22 protein-coding genes are annotated in these 19,663 nt (G+C 62.1%); 10 read left to right on the top strand and 12 right to left on the bottom strand.

The annotated features are described in order from the left end of the window. The first annotated feature begins 60 nt into the window (after nucleotides 1-60). A complete protein-coding gene (locus ACVZUB_RS23240; RefSeq protein ID WP_030535333.1) occupies nucleotides 61-429 on the top strand; it encodes a hypothetical protein in 369 nt (122 codons plus the stop codon). Nucleotides 430-451: 22 nt separating this feature from the next. Here the strand turns inward: ACVZUB_RS23240 and nicT are convergent, their stop codons facing one another. The 3 genes from nicT to ACVZUB_RS23225 all read right to left on the bottom strand — a co-directional run bounded on the left by nicT (nucleotide 452) and on the right by ACVZUB_RS23225 (nucleotide 2,797). After that, nucleotides 452-1,597, bottom strand: coding sequence for a Nickel transporter NicT (gene nicT, locus ACVZUB_RS23235; RefSeq protein ID WP_211920778.1), 1,146 nt, complete (start codon nucleotides 1,595-1,597; stop codon nucleotides 452-454). 140 nt (nucleotides 1,598-1,737) lie between these two features. Continuing rightward, on the bottom strand, nucleotides 1,738-2,067 hold the full coding sequence (locus tag ACVZUB_RS23230; RefSeq protein WP_003940007.1) for a branched-chain amino acid transporter permease: 330 nt from the start codon (nucleotides 2,065-2,067) through the stop codon (nucleotides 1,738-1,740). Next, on the bottom strand, nucleotides 2,060-2,797 hold the full coding sequence (locus ACVZUB_RS23225; protein WP_003940360.1) for an AzlC family ABC transporter permease: 738 nt from the start codon (nucleotides 2,795-2,797) through the stop codon (nucleotides 2,060-2,062). Before ACVZUB_RS23225 ends, ACVZUB_RS23230 begins: the two co-directional genes overlap by 8 nt. A gap of 79 nt (nucleotides 2,798-2,876) precedes the next feature. Between ACVZUB_RS23225 and ACVZUB_RS23220 the strand changes: the two genes are divergently transcribed. Both ACVZUB_RS23220 and ACVZUB_RS23215 read left to right on the top strand, forming a co-directional pair. Then, entirely contained in the window at nucleotides 2,877-3,317 is a 441-nt protein-coding gene (locus tag ACVZUB_RS23220; RefSeq protein WP_020970517.1) for an Lrp/AsnC family transcriptional regulator, read from the top strand. A gap of 57 nt (nucleotides 3,318-3,374) precedes the next feature. Then, a complete protein-coding gene (locus tag ACVZUB_RS23215; RefSeq protein WP_003940409.1) occupies nucleotides 3,375-3,800 on the top strand; it encodes a VOC family protein in 426 nt (141 codons plus the stop codon). Here the strand turns inward: ACVZUB_RS23215 and ACVZUB_RS23210 are convergent. Both ACVZUB_RS23210 and ACVZUB_RS23205 read right to left on the bottom strand, forming a co-directional pair. Further along, nucleotides 3,797-4,807: an AraC family transcriptional regulator gene (locus ACVZUB_RS23210; RefSeq protein ID WP_030535335.1), complete on the bottom strand. Its 1,011-nt coding sequence runs from the start codon at nucleotides 4,805-4,807 to the stop codon at nucleotides 3,797-3,799. The two genes, ACVZUB_RS23215 and ACVZUB_RS23210, sit on opposite strands and share 4 nt — an antisense overlap. Beyond that, entirely contained in the window at nucleotides 4,804-5,994 is a 1,191-nt protein-coding gene (locus tag ACVZUB_RS23205; RefSeq protein ID WP_231782470.1) for a pyridoxal phosphate-dependent aminotransferase, read from the bottom strand. The genes ACVZUB_RS23210 and ACVZUB_RS23205 overlap by 4 nt, the downstream gene beginning before the upstream one ends. A gap of 135 nt (nucleotides 5,995-6,129) precedes the next feature. Here ACVZUB_RS23205 and ACVZUB_RS23200 point away from each other — a divergent pair, with 135 nt between their 5' ends. From ACVZUB_RS23200 to ACVZUB_RS23180, 5 genes are all read left to right on the top strand, one after another. Beyond that, a complete protein-coding gene (locus ACVZUB_RS23200) occupies nucleotides 6,130-6,708 on the top strand; it encodes a carboxymuconolactone decarboxylase family protein (protein WP_482627808.1) in 579 nt (192 codons plus the stop codon). 125 nt (nucleotides 6,709-6,833) lie between these two features. Beyond that, nucleotides 6,834-7,229, top strand: coding sequence for a TOBE domain-containing protein (locus ACVZUB_RS23195; protein WP_003940157.1), 396 nt, complete (start codon nucleotides 6,834-6,836; stop codon nucleotides 7,227-7,229). Nucleotides 7,230-7,254: 25 nt separating this feature from the next. Then, nucleotides 7,255-8,064, top strand: coding sequence for a molybdate ABC transporter substrate-binding protein (gene modA / locus ACVZUB_RS23190; RefSeq protein ID WP_231782469.1), 810 nt, complete (start codon nucleotides 7,255-7,257; stop codon nucleotides 8,062-8,064). Beyond that, complete coding sequence (locus ACVZUB_RS23185) at nucleotides 8,061-8,870, top strand: ABC transporter permease (RefSeq protein WP_231782468.1); 810 nt, start codon at nucleotides 8,061-8,063, stop codon at nucleotides 8,868-8,870. The genes modA and ACVZUB_RS23185 overlap by 4 nt, the downstream gene beginning before the upstream one ends. Next, a complete protein-coding gene (locus ACVZUB_RS23180) occupies nucleotides 8,867-9,952 on the top strand; it encodes a sulfate/molybdate ABC transporter ATP-binding protein (RefSeq protein WP_231782467.1) in 1,086 nt (361 codons plus the stop codon). Before ACVZUB_RS23185 ends, ACVZUB_RS23180 begins: the two co-directional genes overlap by 4 nt. Here the strand turns inward: ACVZUB_RS23180 and fadD11 are convergent. From fadD11 to ACVZUB_RS23145, 7 genes are read right to left on the bottom strand one after another with little or no spacing between them, the layout of a single operon-like run. Further along, on the bottom strand, nucleotides 9,928-11,730 hold the full coding sequence (gene fadD11, locus ACVZUB_RS23175) for a fatty acid--CoA ligase FadD11 (protein ID WP_063315895.1): 1,803 nt from the start codon (nucleotides 11,728-11,730) through the stop codon (nucleotides 9,928-9,930). The two genes, ACVZUB_RS23180 and fadD11, sit on opposite strands and share 25 nt — an antisense overlap. Beyond that, a complete protein-coding gene (locus ACVZUB_RS23170) occupies nucleotides 11,727-12,689 on the bottom strand; it encodes an SDR family oxidoreductase (protein ID WP_030535339.1) in 963 nt (320 codons plus the stop codon). The genes fadD11 and ACVZUB_RS23170 overlap by 4 nt, the downstream gene beginning before the upstream one ends. A gap of 4 nt (nucleotides 12,690-12,693) precedes the next feature. Continuing rightward, a complete protein-coding gene (locus ACVZUB_RS23165; protein WP_482627807.1) occupies nucleotides 12,694-14,127 on the bottom strand; it encodes an aldehyde dehydrogenase family protein in 1,434 nt (477 codons plus the stop codon). Next, complete coding sequence (locus ACVZUB_RS23160; protein WP_312638185.1) at nucleotides 14,124-14,624, bottom strand: SRPBCC family protein; 501 nt, start codon at nucleotides 14,622-14,624, stop codon at nucleotides 14,124-14,126. The genes ACVZUB_RS23165 and ACVZUB_RS23160 overlap by 4 nt, the downstream gene beginning before the upstream one ends. Then, nucleotides 14,621-15,712, bottom strand: a complete 1,092-nt coding sequence (locus ACVZUB_RS23155; RefSeq protein ID WP_312638184.1) for a 2Fe-2S iron-sulfur cluster-binding protein — start codon at nucleotides 15,710-15,712, stop codon at nucleotides 14,621-14,623. Before ACVZUB_RS23155 ends, ACVZUB_RS23160 begins: the two co-directional genes overlap by 4 nt. Continuing rightward, entirely contained in the window at nucleotides 15,709-16,641 is a 933-nt protein-coding gene (locus tag ACVZUB_RS23150) for a metal-dependent hydrolase (protein WP_256082628.1), read from the bottom strand. Before ACVZUB_RS23150 ends, ACVZUB_RS23155 begins: the two co-directional genes overlap by 4 nt. Beyond that, nucleotides 16,641-18,197: a flavin-containing monooxygenase gene (locus ACVZUB_RS23145; RefSeq protein WP_482627806.1), complete on the bottom strand. Its 1,557-nt coding sequence runs from the start codon at nucleotides 18,195-18,197 to the stop codon at nucleotides 16,641-16,643. Before ACVZUB_RS23145 ends, ACVZUB_RS23150 begins: the two co-directional genes overlap by 1 nt. A 183-nt stretch (nucleotides 18,198-18,380) precedes the next feature. On the opposite strand from ACVZUB_RS23145, the gene ACVZUB_RS23140 reads away from it, so the two are divergent. After that, nucleotides 18,381-19,037, top strand: coding sequence for a TetR/AcrR family transcriptional regulator (locus tag ACVZUB_RS23140; RefSeq protein ID WP_231782463.1), 657 nt, complete (start codon nucleotides 18,381-18,383; stop codon nucleotides 19,035-19,037). Next, nucleotides 19,034-19,660, top strand: coding sequence for a TetR/AcrR family transcriptional regulator (locus ACVZUB_RS23135; protein ID WP_030535343.1), 627 nt, complete (start codon nucleotides 19,034-19,036; stop codon nucleotides 19,658-19,660). The genes ACVZUB_RS23140 and ACVZUB_RS23135 overlap by 4 nt, the downstream gene beginning before the upstream one ends. Nucleotides 19,661-19,663 lie beyond the last annotated feature (3 nt).

The raw sequence follows: 19,663 nt of genomic DNA, 5'->3' as shown, positions 1-19,663 counted from the left end.
GATAAATGTGAGAAACGCACTGAATGTGCTCGACAGGAGAATTGGATTGTATTGTGAGCCATGCCGACCCTGCTTCGACGTGCATTCAAGATCGGCGCGGTAGCGCTGGCAACGATTGTGGTGGCGGCCTACCTGTATCTGGCCTTCACTTATCGCAGCGCTGATGTCTTTGCGCCGCCAGGGCGCATCGAGTCTCTCGGCCGGACCTACCTGATCAGCAATTTCCCGCCGCGCACTCGTGAAGATCTCGAACAGCGATTCGCGCAGGGCCATCGTGAGCAGTACACCTTGGAACAAGTGAGTTCCGTATTTCCGTGGCGCGCTGTCTACCAGTGGCAGAACGACCAGATCCGCGGCCAGGCGACGTCGAGCGCGTACCTGAAATGGGGCGAGACGTACATCAGCTATTCGCTTTCGGGTGGCCCATGATTCTGCGTAGACCGAGTCGAACTCACATCGCTTCGTCTGCTGTCGCTCGTCGTGCTACTGCTGCACCGGACTGAGCCTGCCACCGTTCTTCGATGCGGCCGTACCGCCACACGAGTAGAGCAATCAGCCAGGTGGCGACGAAGAGTCCGACGATGATGAAGCCCATCGCGCCGAGATCCAAGTTCCCGATGGCGCCGATAAACCCGTCGTGAATGTCGAGTTTGTCGGTGAAAATCGAGATGATTTCCTGGGTCCCGATCAGCAGTGCCACTGCCACCGAGAGTCCGGTGATCACCATGTTGTAGTAGATCTTTCGGACCGGCTGAGCAAATGCCCAACCGTAGGCGAAGTTCATGAACGATCCGTCGATCGAGTCGAAAAGCGACATCCCGGCGCAGAAGAGGATCGGCAGAACGAGGATCGAATACCACGGGAGCCCTGTCGCCGCCGCGCCGCCGGCGATCACCAACAGCCCGACTTCGGTGACGGTGTCGAATCCCAATCCGAACAGTAGGCCGACCGGGTACATGTGCCAGGGCTTGCGAACCATCTTCATCACCGGGCCCAGAATCTTGTTCAAGGCGCCGCGGCTGTCGAGTTCCTTCTCGAGTTGTTCCTCGTCGAAGGTTCCGGCCTTGTACTTCGTGTACACCCGATGAATCCCGATGAGAGAGACAAGGTTCAAGATTCCGATCAAAATCAGGAACGTGCCGGAAATGGTGGTGCCGAACAAGCCGGTCCACTTCTCCAGATCGGAGTTGTCGTCGGAAAGGCTGGTGGCCAGTTGCCGCACACCCAAAGCCAAGAGGGCGACGAGTACGAAGACGATGGTCGAGTGTCCGAGCGAAAACCAGAACCCGACGGACATCGGTTTCTTGCCGTCCGCTACCAACTTCCGAGTGGTGTTGTCGATAGCGGCGATGTGATCGGCGTCGAAAGCATGGCGCATGCCGAGCGTGTACGCCGTGACACCGAGTCCGACGCCGAAGACACTGCCTTCGATCGTGTAGTGGCCGGGGACAACCAGGCCGAGAAGAACTGCCCACCCGACGACGTTGAGCGCTACGACGGTGACGGTCATCCCGATGATGCTTCGACGCTGGCCTCGATCCAGACTGTGCCAAGCACCGGCGATTCGAGTGCCCGTCGTGGTCATTGTCGTGGACATCGAACCTCACCGATCTTTCAGTCGCGGCCGGCGGCCACGCTACTGAAATCGTATAAGTGTTCAACTGTTCAGATAAGCGCCTGGAGGTTACAAATTGCCCATTCGGGAGTAAAGATATTTTGCTCGTCGATGGGAAATGCTCAGGCGAACACGGTATTGACCAGCGCGACGTAGATCGTCGTTCCGACGACGATGCTCAGGACGGCATTCTTTCGCCAGAGGTGCGCGGCGATCGTGGCGCACACAGCAATCAGTTCGGGTAGGCCATGAGAAGGGGCGGTGATCGACACCCCTTTGAGTGAATACATGACGAGAATCAACATGACGCCTGCCGGCATGTAGATGCCGAGGTAGCCGACCAGGGCGGAGGAGCGCAGCGGCATGAGCGCGGCGAAGGGGATTGCGCGCAGCGCGAAGGTGACCACGGCCATGACTGCGACCGCCGCAAAGATGTACGAGGTGTCAGGCATCGATCTTCGCCTTTCGTGAGTCGTAGACAAAGCGCCCGATCAGGAAGAGCACGAAGGCGCCCATCGCAATTGGCAGCATGTGGTCCGGCGCTGCGAGCCGGGCGACCAGAGCGCAGGTGACCGCGGCGACCGGCACCGCGAATCCGTTTTGTGCGCGAATCGCTTCGATCGAGAGGACGACGAACAACGCCGTCAGGGCGAAGTCGAGGCCGACGATCGAGTCCGGAATCCACTGTCCTGCTGTCGCGCCCAGAATCGCGCCACCGATCCAGTAGCCGTGCAGGTAGAGCTGGGAGTAGACGATGACGCGTCCGGTGAGTGCCTTGGGATCGGCAGTTACCGACATCGCATAGGCCTCGTCGGTCAGCGCGAACATGCTGTAGAAGCGGGCGAAGGGGTTGCGAATCTTTTCCAGCGGAAAACTCAAGGCGTAGAACACATGTCGAAAGTTGACCAGCAGTGCGGTCAGAGCGACGTACGGCAGCGGTGTCATGGCCGCGACCATTCCGACCGCGAGAAACTCCAGCGATCCTGCGTAGATCAGCGAGGTGAAAGCGACTGCCCACCAAGGGCTGAGCCCTTGTTGGACCACAAGAACGCCAAGTGCGATCCCAAGTGGGAGCAGGCCGAATCCAACCGGTAGCGACAGCTGGAAGGCGTGCCGCCACGCCGGGGTTCGCGGTGGGAGTTCGACGGCCGGTGCGGCCGTCGACGATGCTGGTTCGATCACGACGCAAATCTATAACAAAGATCGAGGTGATCGATTGCTCAGAATGCCCACATATTGAACAGTGCGCAATAATAGTGCGATGGATGCCATGGATGACGCAATTTTGTTTCACCTACGCCAGGACTCGAGTTTGACCAATACCGAGTTGGCGGATCTGGTGGGTCTGACACCGTCCCCTTGCCTGCGCCGCGTGAAAAAGCTCGAAGCCGACGGAATCATCACCGGGTACCGCGCGATCGTCAGTCAGGAAGCGCTTGGCCGAGGATTTCAAGTGATCGTCACCGCCGAGATCGGAGTCAACGACCAGGCCACCATCGAGGACTTCGAATCCCAGGTCGCCGCCTTCGACGAAGTGATCGAATGTCGGAGATTGTTCGGAATTCCCGACTACTTCATTCGCGTCGCGGTGAAAGATCTCGCGACGTACGAGAACTTCATGGTCACCAAGCTCAGCGGGCTTCCGGCTGTCTCGCGGGTGACATCGTTGATCACCATGAAGACCATCAAGAGTGTCGACTGATGCCCGGGCTCGGCTGAACCTTCACTAGGTGTCGGTGGTCGGCGTTAACGTCGGAACATGGGATACGAATTTCAAGTCACAGTAGATTCGGCACATCCGCACGAACAGGCGAAGTGGTGGGCCGCAGCACTCGGGTGGGCAGCGGAGCCCAGCGACGAAGACTTCATCAGGGGCCTCGTCGCCGCTGGTCACGCCAAGGAATCCGACACCACGACATTCGAGGGAGTCCTCGTCTGGCGCGAAGGTGCGGCCATCAGCGATCCGGAGCATCCCGAACGTCCCCGCGTTCTGTTCCAACTGGTTCCGGAATCGAAGACGGTGAAGAACCGGCTCCATTTCGACATACGAGTGGGCGACAAGCGCGAGGATGTCGCAGCGCACCTCGAGACGGTGGGGGCGACGATCCTGCACCGAGGAGCGCAGGGGCCGAGCGTGTGGATCACGATGACCGATCCCGAAGGAAACGAGTTCTGCGTCAGCTAGCGGTACGAACTCGGAGTGTCGCCGGTCCATCGTTTGAAGGCCCGACGGAAGGCGCTGGGCTCGGAGAACCCCAATCGCGCCGAGAGTACTTCGACGGATTCTCCGCGCCGCAAACCAGCGATGGCTACGTCGCGGAGCACTTCCTCGCGTAGTTGATTGAGTGATGTTCCGTCACGCCGCAGCAGTCGACGCAGATGGGGAACGCTGATCGAGAGCATCTCCGCGATCTCCTCGGCCGTGGAGGTTCGCCCCTTCACCCCGAGTTCCAGGACCCGTCGTACCTGCGCCGACGCAGTGCTGTCGTAATCACGTTCGGACATGAGCTGAATCGGAGATTCTCGGAGGTACTCCTCCAACGTCTCCTCGGTTTGGATGATCGGTGCACGCATGGCCGAGTTGTCGAACTCCAGTGCCGCGCGCTGCGCGCCGAAGGTGACCGGCGCTCCGAAGATGTAGTCGTAGTCCTGCGCCAACCGTGCATCCGGTGCCGAGTACGGAAATTCGACCGCCCGAAGTCGGACGCGCTTTCCGATCAACCATGCGGAAAATCGGTGCAGCAAGATCAGGACGAAATCGGTTGTGACACGTTCTGCGACATCAGGTTCGGCGACGCCTTCGCGAGCTCGGACAGCGAAACTCACCCGAGTGCTTTCCTCGCCCTTCTCGATCGACAGTGGGGCCAGAGCCGGTAGCGCACGGATCACGTCGGACATTCGAGCGAAGGCCGATCCGAGATCAGGGCAATGGATCAACGTCAGGCAGATCAATCGGAAAGTGCCACGGGGGACCGGGGCGGATCCGAGGCCGAACAATTCGTCGTCGGTGATCTGCCACGTGGATTGGATGAACGTGGTGACCTGAGTCGGGGTCAGTCGGGCGCGCGGGTCGGACAGTGTCTCGAGGTCGATCCCGGCAGCGCGCAGTGCACCCGACAAATCGACGTCGTTGTCCGGCGAGAACGCGAGATAGCGGTGGACGAATGCGGTCGGGATGGTCCGCGCTGTCATGGGTGCGCTGCTCCTTGGAGCAGGTGGAGACGGCGTGCAGCTTCGGACAGAATGTGGTCCTGCTTGCAGAAGGCGAAGCGCACCAGGTGCTTCCAATCGTCGCGGTTGTCCGCGAACACGTCGACCGGAACGGCCGCGACGCCGATCCGCTCGGGCAGTGCGCGGCAGAAATCTCCCGCATCGGTTTCGCCCAACGGTCTGATGTCGGCAAGGAGGAAGTACGTGCCGCCACCGGAATGCACCGTGAAACCGGCGTCGGTCAGAGCTTTACCGAGTACGTCGCGTTTGCCTTGCAAGCTCTGTCGAAGTTCGACGACCCACGGCTGTTCGTTGGTGAGCGCGTAAGCAACGGCCGGTTGGAATGGTGCACCGGCAACAAATGACATGAACTGCTTGGCGGCACGGACTCCGTCGATGAGTTCGCGCGGGCCGATCGCCCAGCCGGTTTTCCAGCCGGTGACATTGAAAGTCTTTGCGGCACTGGACACCGTGACGGTGCGCTCATGCATGCCCGGGAGCGACGCCATCGGTGTGTGGGTGAGGCCGTCGAAGACCAAGTGCTCGTAGACCTCGTCGCTCAACACGATCAGGTCGCGTTCGCACGCGAGTTCGGCGATCGCTCGAAGTTCGTGATCGGTGAATACGGTGCCGGTGGGGTTGTGAGGACTGTTGACGATCAGCATCTTCGTCTTGGCGGTGATCGCGCCGCGCAATGCATCGAGATCGACCGCAAATCCGTCTCCCGCGGTTACCAACGGAACTGTGCGACGTACAGCGCCTGCCAACGCGACGGATGCAGCGTAGGAGTCGTAGTACGGCTCGATCAGCACTACTTCTTCGCCGGGTTCGACCAGTCCGAGAATCGCAGCACTGATCGCCTCGGTGGCGCCGACGGTGACCAGAACTTCGGAGTCGGGATCACTGTCGAGTCCGTAGCGGATGCGCCGATCCTCCGCGATGGCCTGACGCAAGACGGGCATGCCCGGACCGGGCGGGTATTGATTGACGCCCTCGGCGATGGCTCGGCGCGCTACCTCGAGCATGGCCGCAGGACCGTCGGTATCCGGAAAGCCCTGACCGAGGTTGACCGCGTCGTGAAGTGTGGCCAACGCTGTCATCTCGGCGAAGATCGTGGATGCGAACGGCTGCAGACGCGAGACGGTGCGGTTGCGGGGCGTCGAAGGCATCTTTGCAGCTTAGTCGGCTGACACCGCATCCTCACATCCGCTCGGACGCGGTGCTTGTCACGTTTGAATCGCCGCCATCGTCCAACTCTGTAGAGAGCATCGAATCCGGTGCCCCAGAACATACGGAGGCTTGCCATGACTCGCATTCCCGCAGTGACACCGTCAGAAGCCAGTCCGTTGATCAAAGTGGCATACAAATTCGCCGCCAGGCAGTACGACGAAGTCCCCGAGCCCTTTGCCGTCCTGGCCAACCATTGGAAATTGTTCGTAGCGGCTGCCCGCCACGAAATGGCTGTGCAGAAGGCGTCGAAGGTGCTGCCGTCGAACATTCGTGAACTGGCCGTCTATCGCGTCGCCTGGACTGTCGGCTGCTCGTGGTGTGTCGACTTCGGGACGATGCTCTCGCGCTTGGACGGTTTGGACATCGACAAGTTGAAAGAGATCGCGAACTACCGGGATTCATCGAAGTACAGCGAAGACGAGCGGGCCGCGATCGTCTACGCCGACGCCATGACCGGTGACCCCCATGGGGAGAACGGGGTGACGGACGAACAGGTCGCGGATCTCGAGCGCAGGTTCGGGCGAGCGGGCGTCGTGGAACTGACCTATCAGATCGGGCTCGAAAACATGCGCGCCCGGATGTATTCGGCGTTGGGGATTACCGAGCAGGGGTTCAGCACCGACTCCTGCCGTGTGCCCTGGGCAGAAGAATGATGCGCTGATTCGTCTACGGCAACTATCGACAATGCTCCGCAGATACGTGATCATGATTGACTAGTTCACGCATCTGCGGAGCATTCCGGCTTGTTAGGTCCGCACTTGCGACCTACGATCACCTGGTGCCCAACATTCGAATCCGCGAAGCTGCCGGCCTGCTCGGTGTCAGTGACGACACCGTCCGGCGGTGGGTCGACGGTGGGCTTCTCACCGCGACGACGGACGACTCCGGCCGCAAGGTCATCGACGGTGCCGAGTTGGCTGGCTTCGCCCGGTCCAACGCCGGACCCGCACCGGCCGATCCGCTCACGGGTGCGAGTTCGGCCCGCAACCGGTTCGCCGGCCTCGTCACCAAGGTCGTCACCGACAAGGTGATGGCCCAGGTCGAAATGCAGTGTGGGCCCTTCACTGTCGTCTCGTTGATGAGTACCGACGCGGTTCGGGAGCTCGGACTCGAGGTCGGGAGTATCGGAGTCGCAATCGTGAAGGCCACCACGGTCATCGTGGAAACGCCGTAGTTTTTGAACATACTGGAGGAAATTCGTGAAGCGTGTAGTCGGACTTGTTGCAGCAGGTGCCTTTTCGCTTGCCCTGGTGACCGGTTGTAGTTCCTCCGACAATTCTTCGTCGGAGACGTCGTCGGCCGCTCCGACCACAACCACTTCGACTGAGAGTGCCACGGGAAGCATCACCGTCTTCGCGGCGGCGTCACTCAAGAACAGCTTCACCGAACTCGGCAAGGAATTCGAGTCCGAGAACCCTGGTTCATCGGTCACTTTCAGCTTTGCCGGGTCCTCGGACCTCGTCGCTCAGATCACTCAGGGCGCACCGGCTGACGTGTTCGCCTCGGCTGACGCCGCCAACATGACCAAGGCCACCGACGCCGGTGTCGTCGCGGGGTCGCCCTCGGACTTCGCGAGCAACACCTTGACGATTGTTGTACCGCCGGGCAATCCGAAGGGCATCGCGTCGTTCGCCGATCTGGCAAAGGAGGGGACGCAACTGGTGATCTGCGCTCCGCAGGTCCCTTGTGGCGCGGCTACGAAGAAGGTCGAGACGGCCACCGGCGAGACCCTCTCGCCCGTCAGCGAAGAATCGTCGGTGACCGACGTTCTCAACAAGGTGACGTCCGGGCAGGCCGATGCCGGCATCGTTTACGTCACCGACGCGAAGTCCGCTGGTGACAAGGTTCAGACCGTCGCGTTCCCGGAAGCCACCACGGTGGTCAACCTGTACCAGATTGCGGTGCTGAAGGATTCGAAGAATTCGGAAACGGCAACCAAGTTCGTCGATCTCGTGAAGGGTCCCAAGGGCCTGGCAGTTCTGAGTGACGCGGGATTCGCTGCTCCGTGACACGCCTACGACCGTCAGCCCGAGCCCCGCTCGGGTTGCCGGTATGGATTTACCTTCCCGCGCTGATCGGCGGGGCGTTAGTCATCGCTCCCTTGGCCGCGATGCTGGCCACCGTGCAGTGGTCGCAGTTCTGGGAACTCGTGACTTCCGAATCGTCGGTTGCCGCGTTGAAACTGAGTTTGAAGACAGCAGCGATGAGCACGCTGCTGTGCATCCTGTTCGGCGTACCGATGGCCGCGGTGTTGGCGCGCAGTCATTTTCGGGGACTGTCCGTTCTTCGATCGTTGATCCTGCTCCCGCTGGTTCTGCCGCCCGTGGTGGGCGGTATCGCGTTGCTGTACACGTTCGGGCGCAAAGGGTTGATCGGTGAGCAGCTGGAAGTGCTCGGCATCCAGATAGCATTCTCGACAACCGCGGTGGTCCTGGCGCAGACGTTTGTCGCGCTACCGTTCCTCGTCGTCAGCCTCGAAGGTGCACTACGCACTGCGGGCACACGATACGAGGCCGTAGCCTCGACGCTCGGAGCCCGCCCGACCACCGTGCTTCGCCGGGTGACTTTGCCGCTGGTGCTTCCCGGTCTGGCGTCAGGGGCAGTGCTGGCTTTCGCTCGCGCACTGGGGGAGTTCGGTGCAACGCTGACGTTCGCGGGAAGTCTGCAAGGGGTCACGCGTACCCTGCCGTTGGAAATCTATCTCCAGCGTGAGACCGATCCGGATGCAGCGGTAGCGCTTTCGCTGGTGTTGGTCGTAGTCGCGGTGGTCATCGTGGTTGCGGTGCGTGGACGCGGATCGGCGGGTTCGTTGTGAGTGGCCTCCACGTCGACATCGAGATTCCGGAGCGCGACGTCGTTGCGGCGTTCGACGTCGCGGCCGGTGAGGTGACCGCTGTCCTCGGACCGAACGGCGCAGGCAAGTCGACGGTACTGGCGGCGGTTGCCGGACTACATCACCCGCGGCGTGGGTTGATCGAACTGAATTCTCGCGTTCTCACCGATACCGGTAGGGGAGTCGCGTTGGCGCCGCATCGGCGCGGCACTGCTCTACTCGCGCAAGAGGCACTTCTCTTTCCCCACCTCAGTGCGGCCGCGAACGTGGCGTTCGCGCCGCGCAGTGCAGGGCGGTCGCGTCGCGATTCCGCCGATTCCGCGCGCCACTGGCTCGACGCAGTCGACGCCGCCGAATTGGCTGACCGCAAGCCGTCACAGCTCTCCGGCGGTCAAGCGCAACGAGTCGCAGTGGCGAGGGCATTGGCTGCTGAACCCGAACTACTCCTGCTCGACGAACCGATGTCTGCGCTCGACGTCGCCTCCGCCCCGGCATTGCGGTCGTTGCTGCGTAGAGTGCTCCGAACAGGAGATCGCACGGCCGTGCTCGTCACGCACGACGCTCTGGATGCGCTGGCCCTTGCCGACACCGTTGTCGTGCTGGACGGCGGCCGGGTCGTCGAACGTGGTGACGTACGAACAGTTCTGACTCGCCCGCGTAGTGCATTTGCAGCACGCATCGCAGGGATCAACTTGCGCAGCGGCACGATGGCCGGAGACGGAATGCTCAGAAGTCCGGTCGGGGTGGATATCGCGGGCCAGACGGAGACCGACCTACCGGCCGGCAGTGCCGCCGTGGCAGTCTTCGAGCCGCGAGCAGTGTCGGTCTACCTGGATCCGCCTCACGGGAGCCCACGAAACGCGTTTGCGGTCACGATCGCGGAGATCGAAAATCGAGGCGATGTCGTCCGAGTCCGAGCCGAGGACGAAGCCGGCCAGCCGGGCTTGTCTGCCGACATCACGGCGAGCGCAGCGGCCGAGCTCGATCTGGTTCCGGGATCGGCCGCTACGTTTGTGGTCAAGGCCACCGAGACGCTGATCTATGCGCAGGGCGCAGGCTCGTAGACGTCCTCTACGACCGAATCCGCATAGAGGGCTGCAATTTCGGACGCGTACTTCTCGGCTATCGGCTTGCGCCTGAGCTTCATCGTCGGTGTCAGCTCGTCGCCGCCTGGCTCCCAGAACGTGGTGAGTACGTGAAACCGCTTGATCTGCTCGGCCCTCGACAGACGCGAGTTTCCCTCGGCGACAGCAGTTGCAACGATGTCGACGATCCGAGCGTCCTTGGCGAGTACCGCGGCCTCGGCCGCAAGTCCCAGTGAGCGTGCCGCTCCGACCGCGGCGTCGGCGCTGAGAGTGATCAACGCTGTGTTGAACTTTCGGCCGTCTCCGACTGCCACGACCTCACCGATCAACGACGACGACGTCTTCACTGCGGTCTCGATGGCAGCGGGGGACATGTTCTTTCCCGACGCATTGATGATCAGCTCCTTCTTGCGATCGATCACCGTGAGGTATCCGTCTGCGTCGGCCGTGACGATGTCTCCGGTCGAAAGCCAACCGTCTGCACTGATCGCTTCGGCCGTTTTTGCCGGTTCGCCGCGGTACCCCTTCATGACCAACGGTCCTCGAACCAGTAGCTCACCGTCCGCCTCGATGCGCATTTCCATGCCTGGAAGCAACTTTCCGACCGTTCCCAGCTTGGTCGGCTCGGCCGGTGCGGTGCTCGCAATGCATGTCAGCTCGGACATTCCCCAGATCTCCGAGATCGGAACTCCCAGGGCTGCAAAGAATGCCAAGGTGTCCGGCGGAATCGGTGCGGCGCCAGAGATGGCCCACTTCAGTTCGGCAAAACCGAGTTTCGCACGCAGAGCGGAGAGGACCATTGCATCGGCTCGGGCGTAGTCCGCTTCCAGTTCGGCGGGGACTGTTTCACCGGCTCGCAAGTGTGCGAGCCGAGTGCGACCGACGTCGAGTGCCCACTGCAATGCCGCTCGCCGCGCGTCGTCCGGTTCGTTGGCGACGGCCGATTCGACTGCAACCTTCAGCTTTTCCCACACACGGGGGACGCTGCCCCAGATCGTGGGGCGACAGTCCGGAAGCGCAGCCGCTACCTGGCTCGGATCCGGCACGACAGTGATCTGGGTGCCGAACACCATTTGCATGTACAGGCAGGTGAGCCGATCGGCGATGTGCGCCGACGGCATGTACGAGGTGATGCGGTCACCGAACTCGACGGGGAGTACAGCACTGACGGCGGTGGTTTCGAACAACAGACAGGCATGAGTCGTCTCGACGCCCTTGGGGTTGCCGGTCGTGCCGGAGGTGTAGATCAACGTGGCGACGTCGTTCGGTTTCACCGCACGCCAGGTGCTCTCGAAATCGAAATCGGCTGCAGCAGAGGACTTCATCTGCTCCAGCGTCAGGGTGCCGGACTGCTGGGCAGACGGTTGCGCGTCGACGACCACGATCGTGTCGAGTGTGGCACCGGATCGGCGAACGGTATCCACGTACTGGGCCTCGCAGACGAGCACTCGCGCACCGGAATTGGCGAGGATGTACTGGATGGCTTCGGGTGCCGACGTGTTGTAGATGGAGAAGGATGTCGCGCCGAGGTGTTGGGCGCCGACGTCGATCGGGTAGAACTCGATGCGGTTACTCATCATCAATGCAACCGTATCGCCATGTCCCACGCCGATTCCGGCCAATCCCGCGGCAACATCGCGAACCTGTTCGCCGTACGCGCGCCACGTCAGTGTTCGCGCATCGCCGATGTCTCGCAAAGCCACCGCGTCGGGCGCTACCGCCGACACTCGCTGGAAGGCTGCACACAACGTAGTCATGATGTTCTCCTGGATGCCTTTGGCAGGGCTGATGCATTCGTCGGGGCCGCAGCGGTGGTTCTGTCTTCGAGTTCGCGGATCAGGTCGTGTGCCTGTTTGTCTTTTGCCAGGTAACCGTCGGCAAGGACATTGATGAATCCGCGTCCCCACGCCCAGGGTTCCCAGGCAGCGGGGGCAAGGGTCCGGGCGGCGCGGCGCGCGATCGCGTCGGCGATCACGGTGGCGGCACGGTCCGGGGAGATTCGATGACGGAGGGGACCAGGTAGTCGAGCGTCGAGTTTGCGCCCGATCTCGTCGTCGTCGAGTGTTGCGCGTGCAAGTTGTGTATCCACCATCCCGAAGTACGCGATGCCGGCAGTAGCGCCGTAGCCGGCAACCTCGAGACGCAGCGCCCGGCCGAGCGCTTCGACCCCAGCCTTGCTGATCATGTACGAAGCGCCGCCCAAACCGGGGGCGAACGACGCCGCCGATGACACGACGACGATGTGCCCACTGTTGCGGATCACCTCGTCGATGGTCGGATGCACGGTGTTGAAGACGCCGGTGAGATTGACGTCGAGCACACGATCGAAGGCGTCGGGATCGATCTGGCGCAATGTTGCCGGGGGAGGGGTGATTCCGGCGTTGGCCACCACGACGTCGATTCTGCCCAGCTGCTCGACGATCGTGCGCGCGGCCGCTTTCATACCGTCCCGATCTCGGACATCGGCCGTCACCGTCACGACTCGCTGTGACTCGAATGAGCGCTCGGCCGTTGCCAATGAACTCTCGTTGACGTCGACCAGTGCGACGGTGGCCCCACGCCGGTGGAGAGTGCGCGCCAGCGCTGCACCGATACCGTCACCTCCACCGGTGATCAGTACGACCTTCCCGGCGACGTCGTAGTCGATTCGGCGTCCGGGCAGTGGAATGCCCAGATCGCGGACTGTTCCCGCAATTGCGGACAAGCGTCCCGTCATTGCTTCAGTGCCTTCCGTGTAGCGCGCGGATGAGAACCTTGACCAGCCAGTCGATTCGGGCGGTCCGTCGAAACGTCGTCAGTGGTAGGGGCGAACGGAATCGTTGCCGGGTCGTCGAACGAGCGTAGGTGAACTCCTTCAGACCATCTGGGCCGTGAACGCGTCCGAAACCAGATGCTCCGACCCCACCCAGTGGCAGGTTGGGAACCGCGGCATACATCACGTAAGAGTTCACCGACGCTCCTCCGGATCGGAGCCGATCGGCAACAGCCGCTCCGTCCTTGCCGAACACGCTTGCTCCCAATGCGTATGGCGACGCATTGACCAACTCCACCGCCTCGTCCATCGAGGCGACCTTGGTGATCGTCATCGTCGGGCCGAAAGTTTCCTCCGTGACGGCGAGGCTGTCTTCGGGGACGTCGACCATGATGGTCGGTTGCACGTACTGGCCGGAGATCGAGCCGAGCCCTCCGAGAACGACACGTCCACCCCGCGACATCGCGTCGTCGATGTGGCGCCGGATTACAGCCACTTGCGAGGGCATGGTGATCGGACCGATCTTGTCTTCGGCATCCGGACCCGCATGAACTCGGGCAGCCAAAGTGATTGTCTTGTCGATAAACTCGCCGTAGACATGTTCGTGCACGTATACACGCTCGACGCCCAGACAGGTTTGACCGGAGTTGGACAATGCTCCCCACACCGCAGCATCCGCGGCGGCACCGACATTTCCGTCGGCATCAAGGATGAGCGCGTCCTTACCACCACATTCCATCAACACCGGTGTGAGGGTCTCGGCGCACGCTGCCATGACTTTCTTGCCCGTCGCGGTCGATCCGGTGAACCCGATCTTGTCGACACCGGCCAGGCACAGTGCCGCGCCGACCGAACCATCGCCCGTGACGACCTGCAGCACAGGATGTTCAGGGACGACCTCGGCGAAGGCGCGGCCCAACCATTGCCCGACTGCCGGTGCGAACTCACTCGGCTTGTAGACCACGGCGTTGCCTGCAGCCAGCGAGAACGAGAGCGAACCGAGTGGGGTGAAGACCGGATAGTTCCACGGACCGATCACACCGATCACCCCGAGAGGTCGATACTCCACCGAGGCGGCCTGATTGACCGTCAACAAACTGGAGCGGACGCTGCGCCTGCCCAGTACCTTTCGGGCATTCTGCGACGCCCACGCGAGATGTTCTAGTGCCATGGCGATTTCGAGCATCGCGTCAGGGTGCGGCTTGCCCATGTCCCGGTGCACGACGTCGGCGAGTTCGGATGCGCGACGAGCGATGATTCCTCGCCACCGATCCAGTCGACGAGCGCGTTGCTCGAATGTCAGTTCTGCCCACCATTCGGAAGCAGTACGGGCGTCGCGCACTGCCTGTGTCACTGTGTCGTCGGGCGCCTGTGTGGTCGTGTCGATCTCGGTCGCCGTCATCGTGGAGTTCCTTGAAGTGTGTGGTGGACGGCGCCGTCGGCCCAGCCGCGGGTGACGCGTTGGAGGATCGGTCGGGACAGAGTCAGAATGGGGGCGAACCACGGCTGCGCTTGCACAGCGAACGTCCAGGTGAGGCGGCTGCCAGTCGAAGTCGGTTCCAACACCAGATCTTCGGCGAAGCGTTTGAACCCCGGAAGTGACGCCGACTCCACGTAGAACGACATCCGGCGCCCCTCGTCCCAGCGGAAGAATCGCTCGTTCAGTGCAGCAAAAGCGCCGGCTCGCACGGTTCGCGTAGTCCCGATGCCGAATGGTCTGTCCGAGGTCCAGTCGGCTCCGGTGATCCCGTGCGCCCACGACGTGAGCGCTCCGTCCGAGGTCAACGTCTGCCACAAGCTTTCACATGTCGCTTCGGATTCGATCCGGTGAGTGATCACCAGCGGAGCGGAGCGGATGAAGGCTGCCTCGGCCGCAGAAAGAGAGAATTTTCCCTTCACAGGTCCACCACCAAAGACCCACCGGTGGAACGTGATCGACAGGTCAACATCGAACCAGTACGTTCGGATTCGGTGAGGAGGGTGTCTCGATGCTCGACGGTCCCGGAGAGCACCCGGACCTTGCATGTACCGCAGAAGCCCTGTTGGCATGAATACGCTACTCCGGGAAGTACGCGTCGTATTGCAGCCAAGGCGCTTTCGGACTCGCCCACATCGACGGTGAGACCGGTGCGCGCCAGATGCACCGTGAACTCCTTGCCGTCGACTACCGGGAGTGGGGAGAACCTCTCGCTGTGCACCGATCCGGTCGGGTTGGCGGCGAAAGTTGCCGCACGCACCGTGTTCATCAGCGGAACCGGTCCGCACGTGTACACCGCGGCACCGGGATCCGCAGCAGCGACGACTGTTCCGATATCCGTCGGACCCAGCTCGTCGTCGGGTCGGATGGTTACCCGGCCGCTGGAATACTCCTCGATCTCGTTCAGGAATGGCATAGCTGCCCGAGTTCGTCCGAGATAGTCCAATCGCCACGGGACTCCGCGGCGGTGACAGCGTTGCACCATGGGAAGTATCGGAGTGATCCCGATTCCGCCCGCAACAAAGAGGTACGACGGAGCAGTGACAAAAGGAAATGCATTCCGCGGCCCTCGTACGTCGACAACCATTCCGGGTTTCAGCGACTCGTGTATCTCGCGGGAGCCACCCCCGCCCTCGTCGATCCGCCGGACGGCGATCCGATACGAGGTCAAGTCGTCGGGGTCTCCGCACAACGAATACTGTCGTTGCCTTCCCGAGGGGAGAATGACGTCTAGGTGAGCGCCGGGAATCCACGACGGCAGGGTGATTCCTTCCCTCGGGGTCAAGGTGACGCTCAGGACGTCTGCGCACTCGAACCGGACGGACTTCACGTCCAGCGTCATGTCGAATCCGCTGTAGCGGACCGGGTTGGGACGCGAAAGTATCTGCGCTGCAGGACTTGACGCAAAGATTCGACGGTATGCGCTCGTCGCCTGTGCGGCAATCCTCAACGACCGGGTCGGTGTGAAGTCTTGTGCGTCGTGAGGACGGTCGGCAGTCGTCTTGTTCATCCTTCACTCTTTTCGGAAGAACGATTGGCGGCAGGTGAGCGAGCGAGGTAGCGCATGGCTACGTCCATGTCCCCGATCTGGGACGGATGGAAGCTCGGCCGCAGATACGGAGGAATCTCGGTGATCAGGAATTTCATGTTCGGGACCAGGCCGCGGCGAGTGGCGCTGATCAGTTGCAGAGGCCACAGGCGGCCCTTCGCCTTCGACGGGTCCTGCCGGAAGAGGTAGTTCATCGAGGCGATGAACAACACGAACAACGTGAAGCTGGCGAGTAGCGCCGTGCGAACGCGGCGGGCGTAGCTACCGTCCACGTACATGTAGGCGTCGAAGGCCACGTTGCGGTGCTCGACTTCCTCGGCGCCGTGCCACTTGACCATGTCGAGCATCGTCGGGTGCATGCCGGCATCTTCGAGGGCGGGATCGGTGAGCAGCCATTCCCCGACCACCGCCGTGTAGTGCTCCATCGCGGCAAACAAGCCGAGACGTTCACAGAGCCAGGCGTGCTTGGCTTTTCCGGTCAATCCTTTGTCGCCCAATATCTTGTCCACGAGCCAGTCCATCCGGCGTGACATCGGTTTCATGTCCATGCCGAGGTCCGCAAGATGCTCGCGTGCACCTTTGTGCGACGACGCGTGTGTTGCTTCCTGGCCGACGAATCCCACCACCTCTTCGTGCAGGCGGGGGTCCTCGATGAGCGGGAGCGCTTCGGCGAGCGTTGCGGACATGGCCCGCTCTCCCTCGGGCAACACGAGATGCATGAAGTTGATGACGTGGGTGACCAGCGGTTCGTTCGGCACGTAATGCAGTGGTACGCCGTCCCAGTCGAATTCGACGTCACGGGCGGCGATCGCATGTGCTTCGTCGGTGTAGCGGCGCGCGCCGGACGGTGCGACGACGGGTGTGCCTCGGAAGGCGTTGATGCCGAGCATTATCGGCTCCTCACGGTTTCTCGGGCAGTGGTGAGTGATTCGGACGAGACGGGTTGTACTTGCGCGTAGTGAGCGAGGTCGGCTCGTTTGGTCCTGGTGCGGAAGGATCGGTTGAATCCGGGATAGAAGGTGTAATTGCGGCCGCCGTCGACGAGGTAGTAACTACTGCACCCGCCGGCGTTCCATACGCTGGTGGCGAGTCGGCGGTCGGTCGCGCGCACGAACTCTCTCTGCACGTCTGCCCGGACGTCGATACTGCCGATGCCGCGCTCGTCCATTTGAAGAATGCAGCTCACGATGTACTCGACCTGCGCTTCGATCGTGACGACCTGCGAGGTGTAGACCACGGAATTGGGGCCGAGGATCATGAAGAAGTTCGGAAACCCGCTGATGGTGGTGCCGAGGAAGGCCTCGGCACTGCCGTTCCACGTCTGCGCGAGGCTGCGGCCGTCCTTGCCCCGGATGATGTCGAACGACGGGTTGTCTCCCATACGAAAGCCGGTTCCCATGACTATGGTGTCGACTTCCAGGAAGGCGCCGTCCGCGGTGAGGACTCCGCGCTCCTGCACCTCGACGATTCCGTCCGTCACCACCTCCACATTGGGTGACGCCAGCGCGGGATAGTAGGTGTTCGAGAACGTCGGACGCTTGCATCCGAATGCGTAGTGGGGGAGCAGCTTTGCGCGAAGCTCCGGGTCCCGCACCTGCCGGCGAAGGTGTGCTCGGCCGAGTGCGGCCAGCCCTTTGAGCAGTGACGGCTTGTACACGAATCCGGGTACCAGGGCTTCTTGGAGCAGGTCAAGTCCCTTGCGTGCCAGTCGTTGGGTGAGCGGCACCCGCTCGAAGAGATCGCTCGGCCAGCCGGTCATCGGCTGATCCGGGTGCGGCAGGATCCACGTCGGTGTCCGCTGGAACACGGTCAACGTGTCCGCGAGCGGTTGCAGTCTGGGGATGATCTGCACCGCAGAGGCGCCGGTGCCGACCACGGCTATCCGCTCACCGCGAAGGTCGTGGTCGTGGTTCCAGTCCGCGGTGTGGAACATCTGACCACGAAACGATTCGAGCCCGGGAAGGTCGGGTGTGGCGGGGGCACTGAACGGGCCGGTGGCCGCGACCAGGAACTGTGCCTCCCACACGGTTTCCGCAGTGTGTACCCGCCAGATCTGGGCTTGCTCGTCCCACGAAGCTTCTGTCACGTCCTGGTTGCAGTGGAAATGACCGGCCAGTCCGAAGCGATGGACGCAATCCCGGAGATAGTCGTAGATCTCGGGCTGTAGCGGATACAGCCGCGTCCAGTTCGGATTGGGCGCAAACGAGAACGAGTACAGAATCGACGGGATGTCGCACTGTGCACCGGGGTAGGTATTGACCTGCCAGGTCCCCCCGGGCTCCGCGGCACGTTCCAGAACGACGAAGTCGTCGATCCCGGACTGCTTCAAGCGGACAGCCGTTCCGATGCCGCCGAAACCGGCTCCGATGACGACGACTCGTGTTCGGCGAGTTCGAGTTTCCTCGTCACCGGCAGATGGCCCCGAGGTTGGGTCGATGTCGACCATGTGTGACGCCTCCTGATTGGTGCGTGAACAACTGAACGAAGAGTAAGTCTGACATCAAGTGATGTCAACAGCGGTTGATGTCAGAATTCAACTGATTGACATCGGGCGATGTCAGTTCGCTTGCGGAGGTCGCCGCGATAACCTGAGGTCGAGAGCGCTGCCGGTCAGTGAGAACATGGGGACATGACGGATACCGAGGCTCGGCGCACCGGCCCGCGCAGGTGGCGTGGGCAGGAACCGGAAGATCGCCGCGCCGCGCGCCGGGCACAGCTGATCGAAGCCGGGTTGCAGATCATGGGCACCGAGGGAGCGGCCGCCGCGACCATGCGTGCGACCTGCCGCGAGGCCGCGCTGACCGAACGGTACTTCTACGAGAGCTTCGCCAACCGTGACGAACTGCTGGTCGCCGTGCTCGACGAGGTCGTTCTCGGTGCGCGTGACACTATTCTGGACGCTCTCGAGGCGGCGCCTTCCGAACCGTCGGCCCTGATCCGCCACGTGGTGAAGGCCTTCACCAACTACGTATTCAAAGATCCTCGACGTGGACGCATCATGTTCGTCGAATCCCAGGCGGAACCTGCGCTGTGGGATCGAGGGCGAGAATTGATGGCGGAGTTCACGAATCCGATTTCCGCGTCGCTCGAGCTGATGTACGGCGGCGAGGCAACCGACTCCGCGAACTCCGAACTCAATTCGGTGGGGCTGTTCGGTGCCCTCGCGTTCATCTATCAGGCGCACACCCCGTCCTCCAAGATCTCTCGAAAGCGTTTGGTGGAGCACATTTCGCTCATGGTCGAGGCGCAGGCGACGGTCAACAGCACGCCCGCGAGAAAAGAATGACGTCCGCGTCGGCCACAGGCGGAAGGCGTCTCGGTCCCGAAGACCGGCGTGAGCAGATCATTGTCAGCGCGGCAAAGGTTTTCGAGGAGAAGTCTTTTGCCGACGTCTCGATGACCGAGTTGGCCAAGGCGGCTGGGGTCGGACGTCCGCTGCTCAATCATTATTTCGGCTCCAAGCGGGAGTTGTATCTCGACGTCGTGCGGCGGTTCGTCTTCATTCCCGAAGTGGCGGTGGACCGCATTCCGCGATCGGCGAGCCAGGAGAAGCGGATCGGCGCCGTGATCGATCGGTGGCTCGACGTCGCCTGGCGTCATCGCGACATGTGGATCTCGACAGTCATGTCCGACGACCTCCGCCGTGATCCCGAGATGGATCGGATCCTGCAGGATGCTGACGACGTTGCTGCGCGACGCATGATGGATGCGCTCGAGATTCGACCGAGTGAAGGCAGTGAGGCTGCTGTTCATTCGATGATCGTGGCGTACGGAGGCTTGGCGAAGGCCGCCAGTAAGCAGTGGCTGGTGACGGGAGCGCTCGACCGCGAACAGGTGCACCTTCTGCTGGTACGCAGTTTGCTCGCCATCGTGCGTGACGTTCTGCCGGCGTGCGAGGCGGATTCCTGATTG

Source organism: Rhodococcus sp. OS5, from assembly GCF_056837585.1.
The sequence above is the reverse complement of the archived record's forward strand: the minus strand, read 5'-3'. Positions and strand labels throughout refer to the sequence as shown.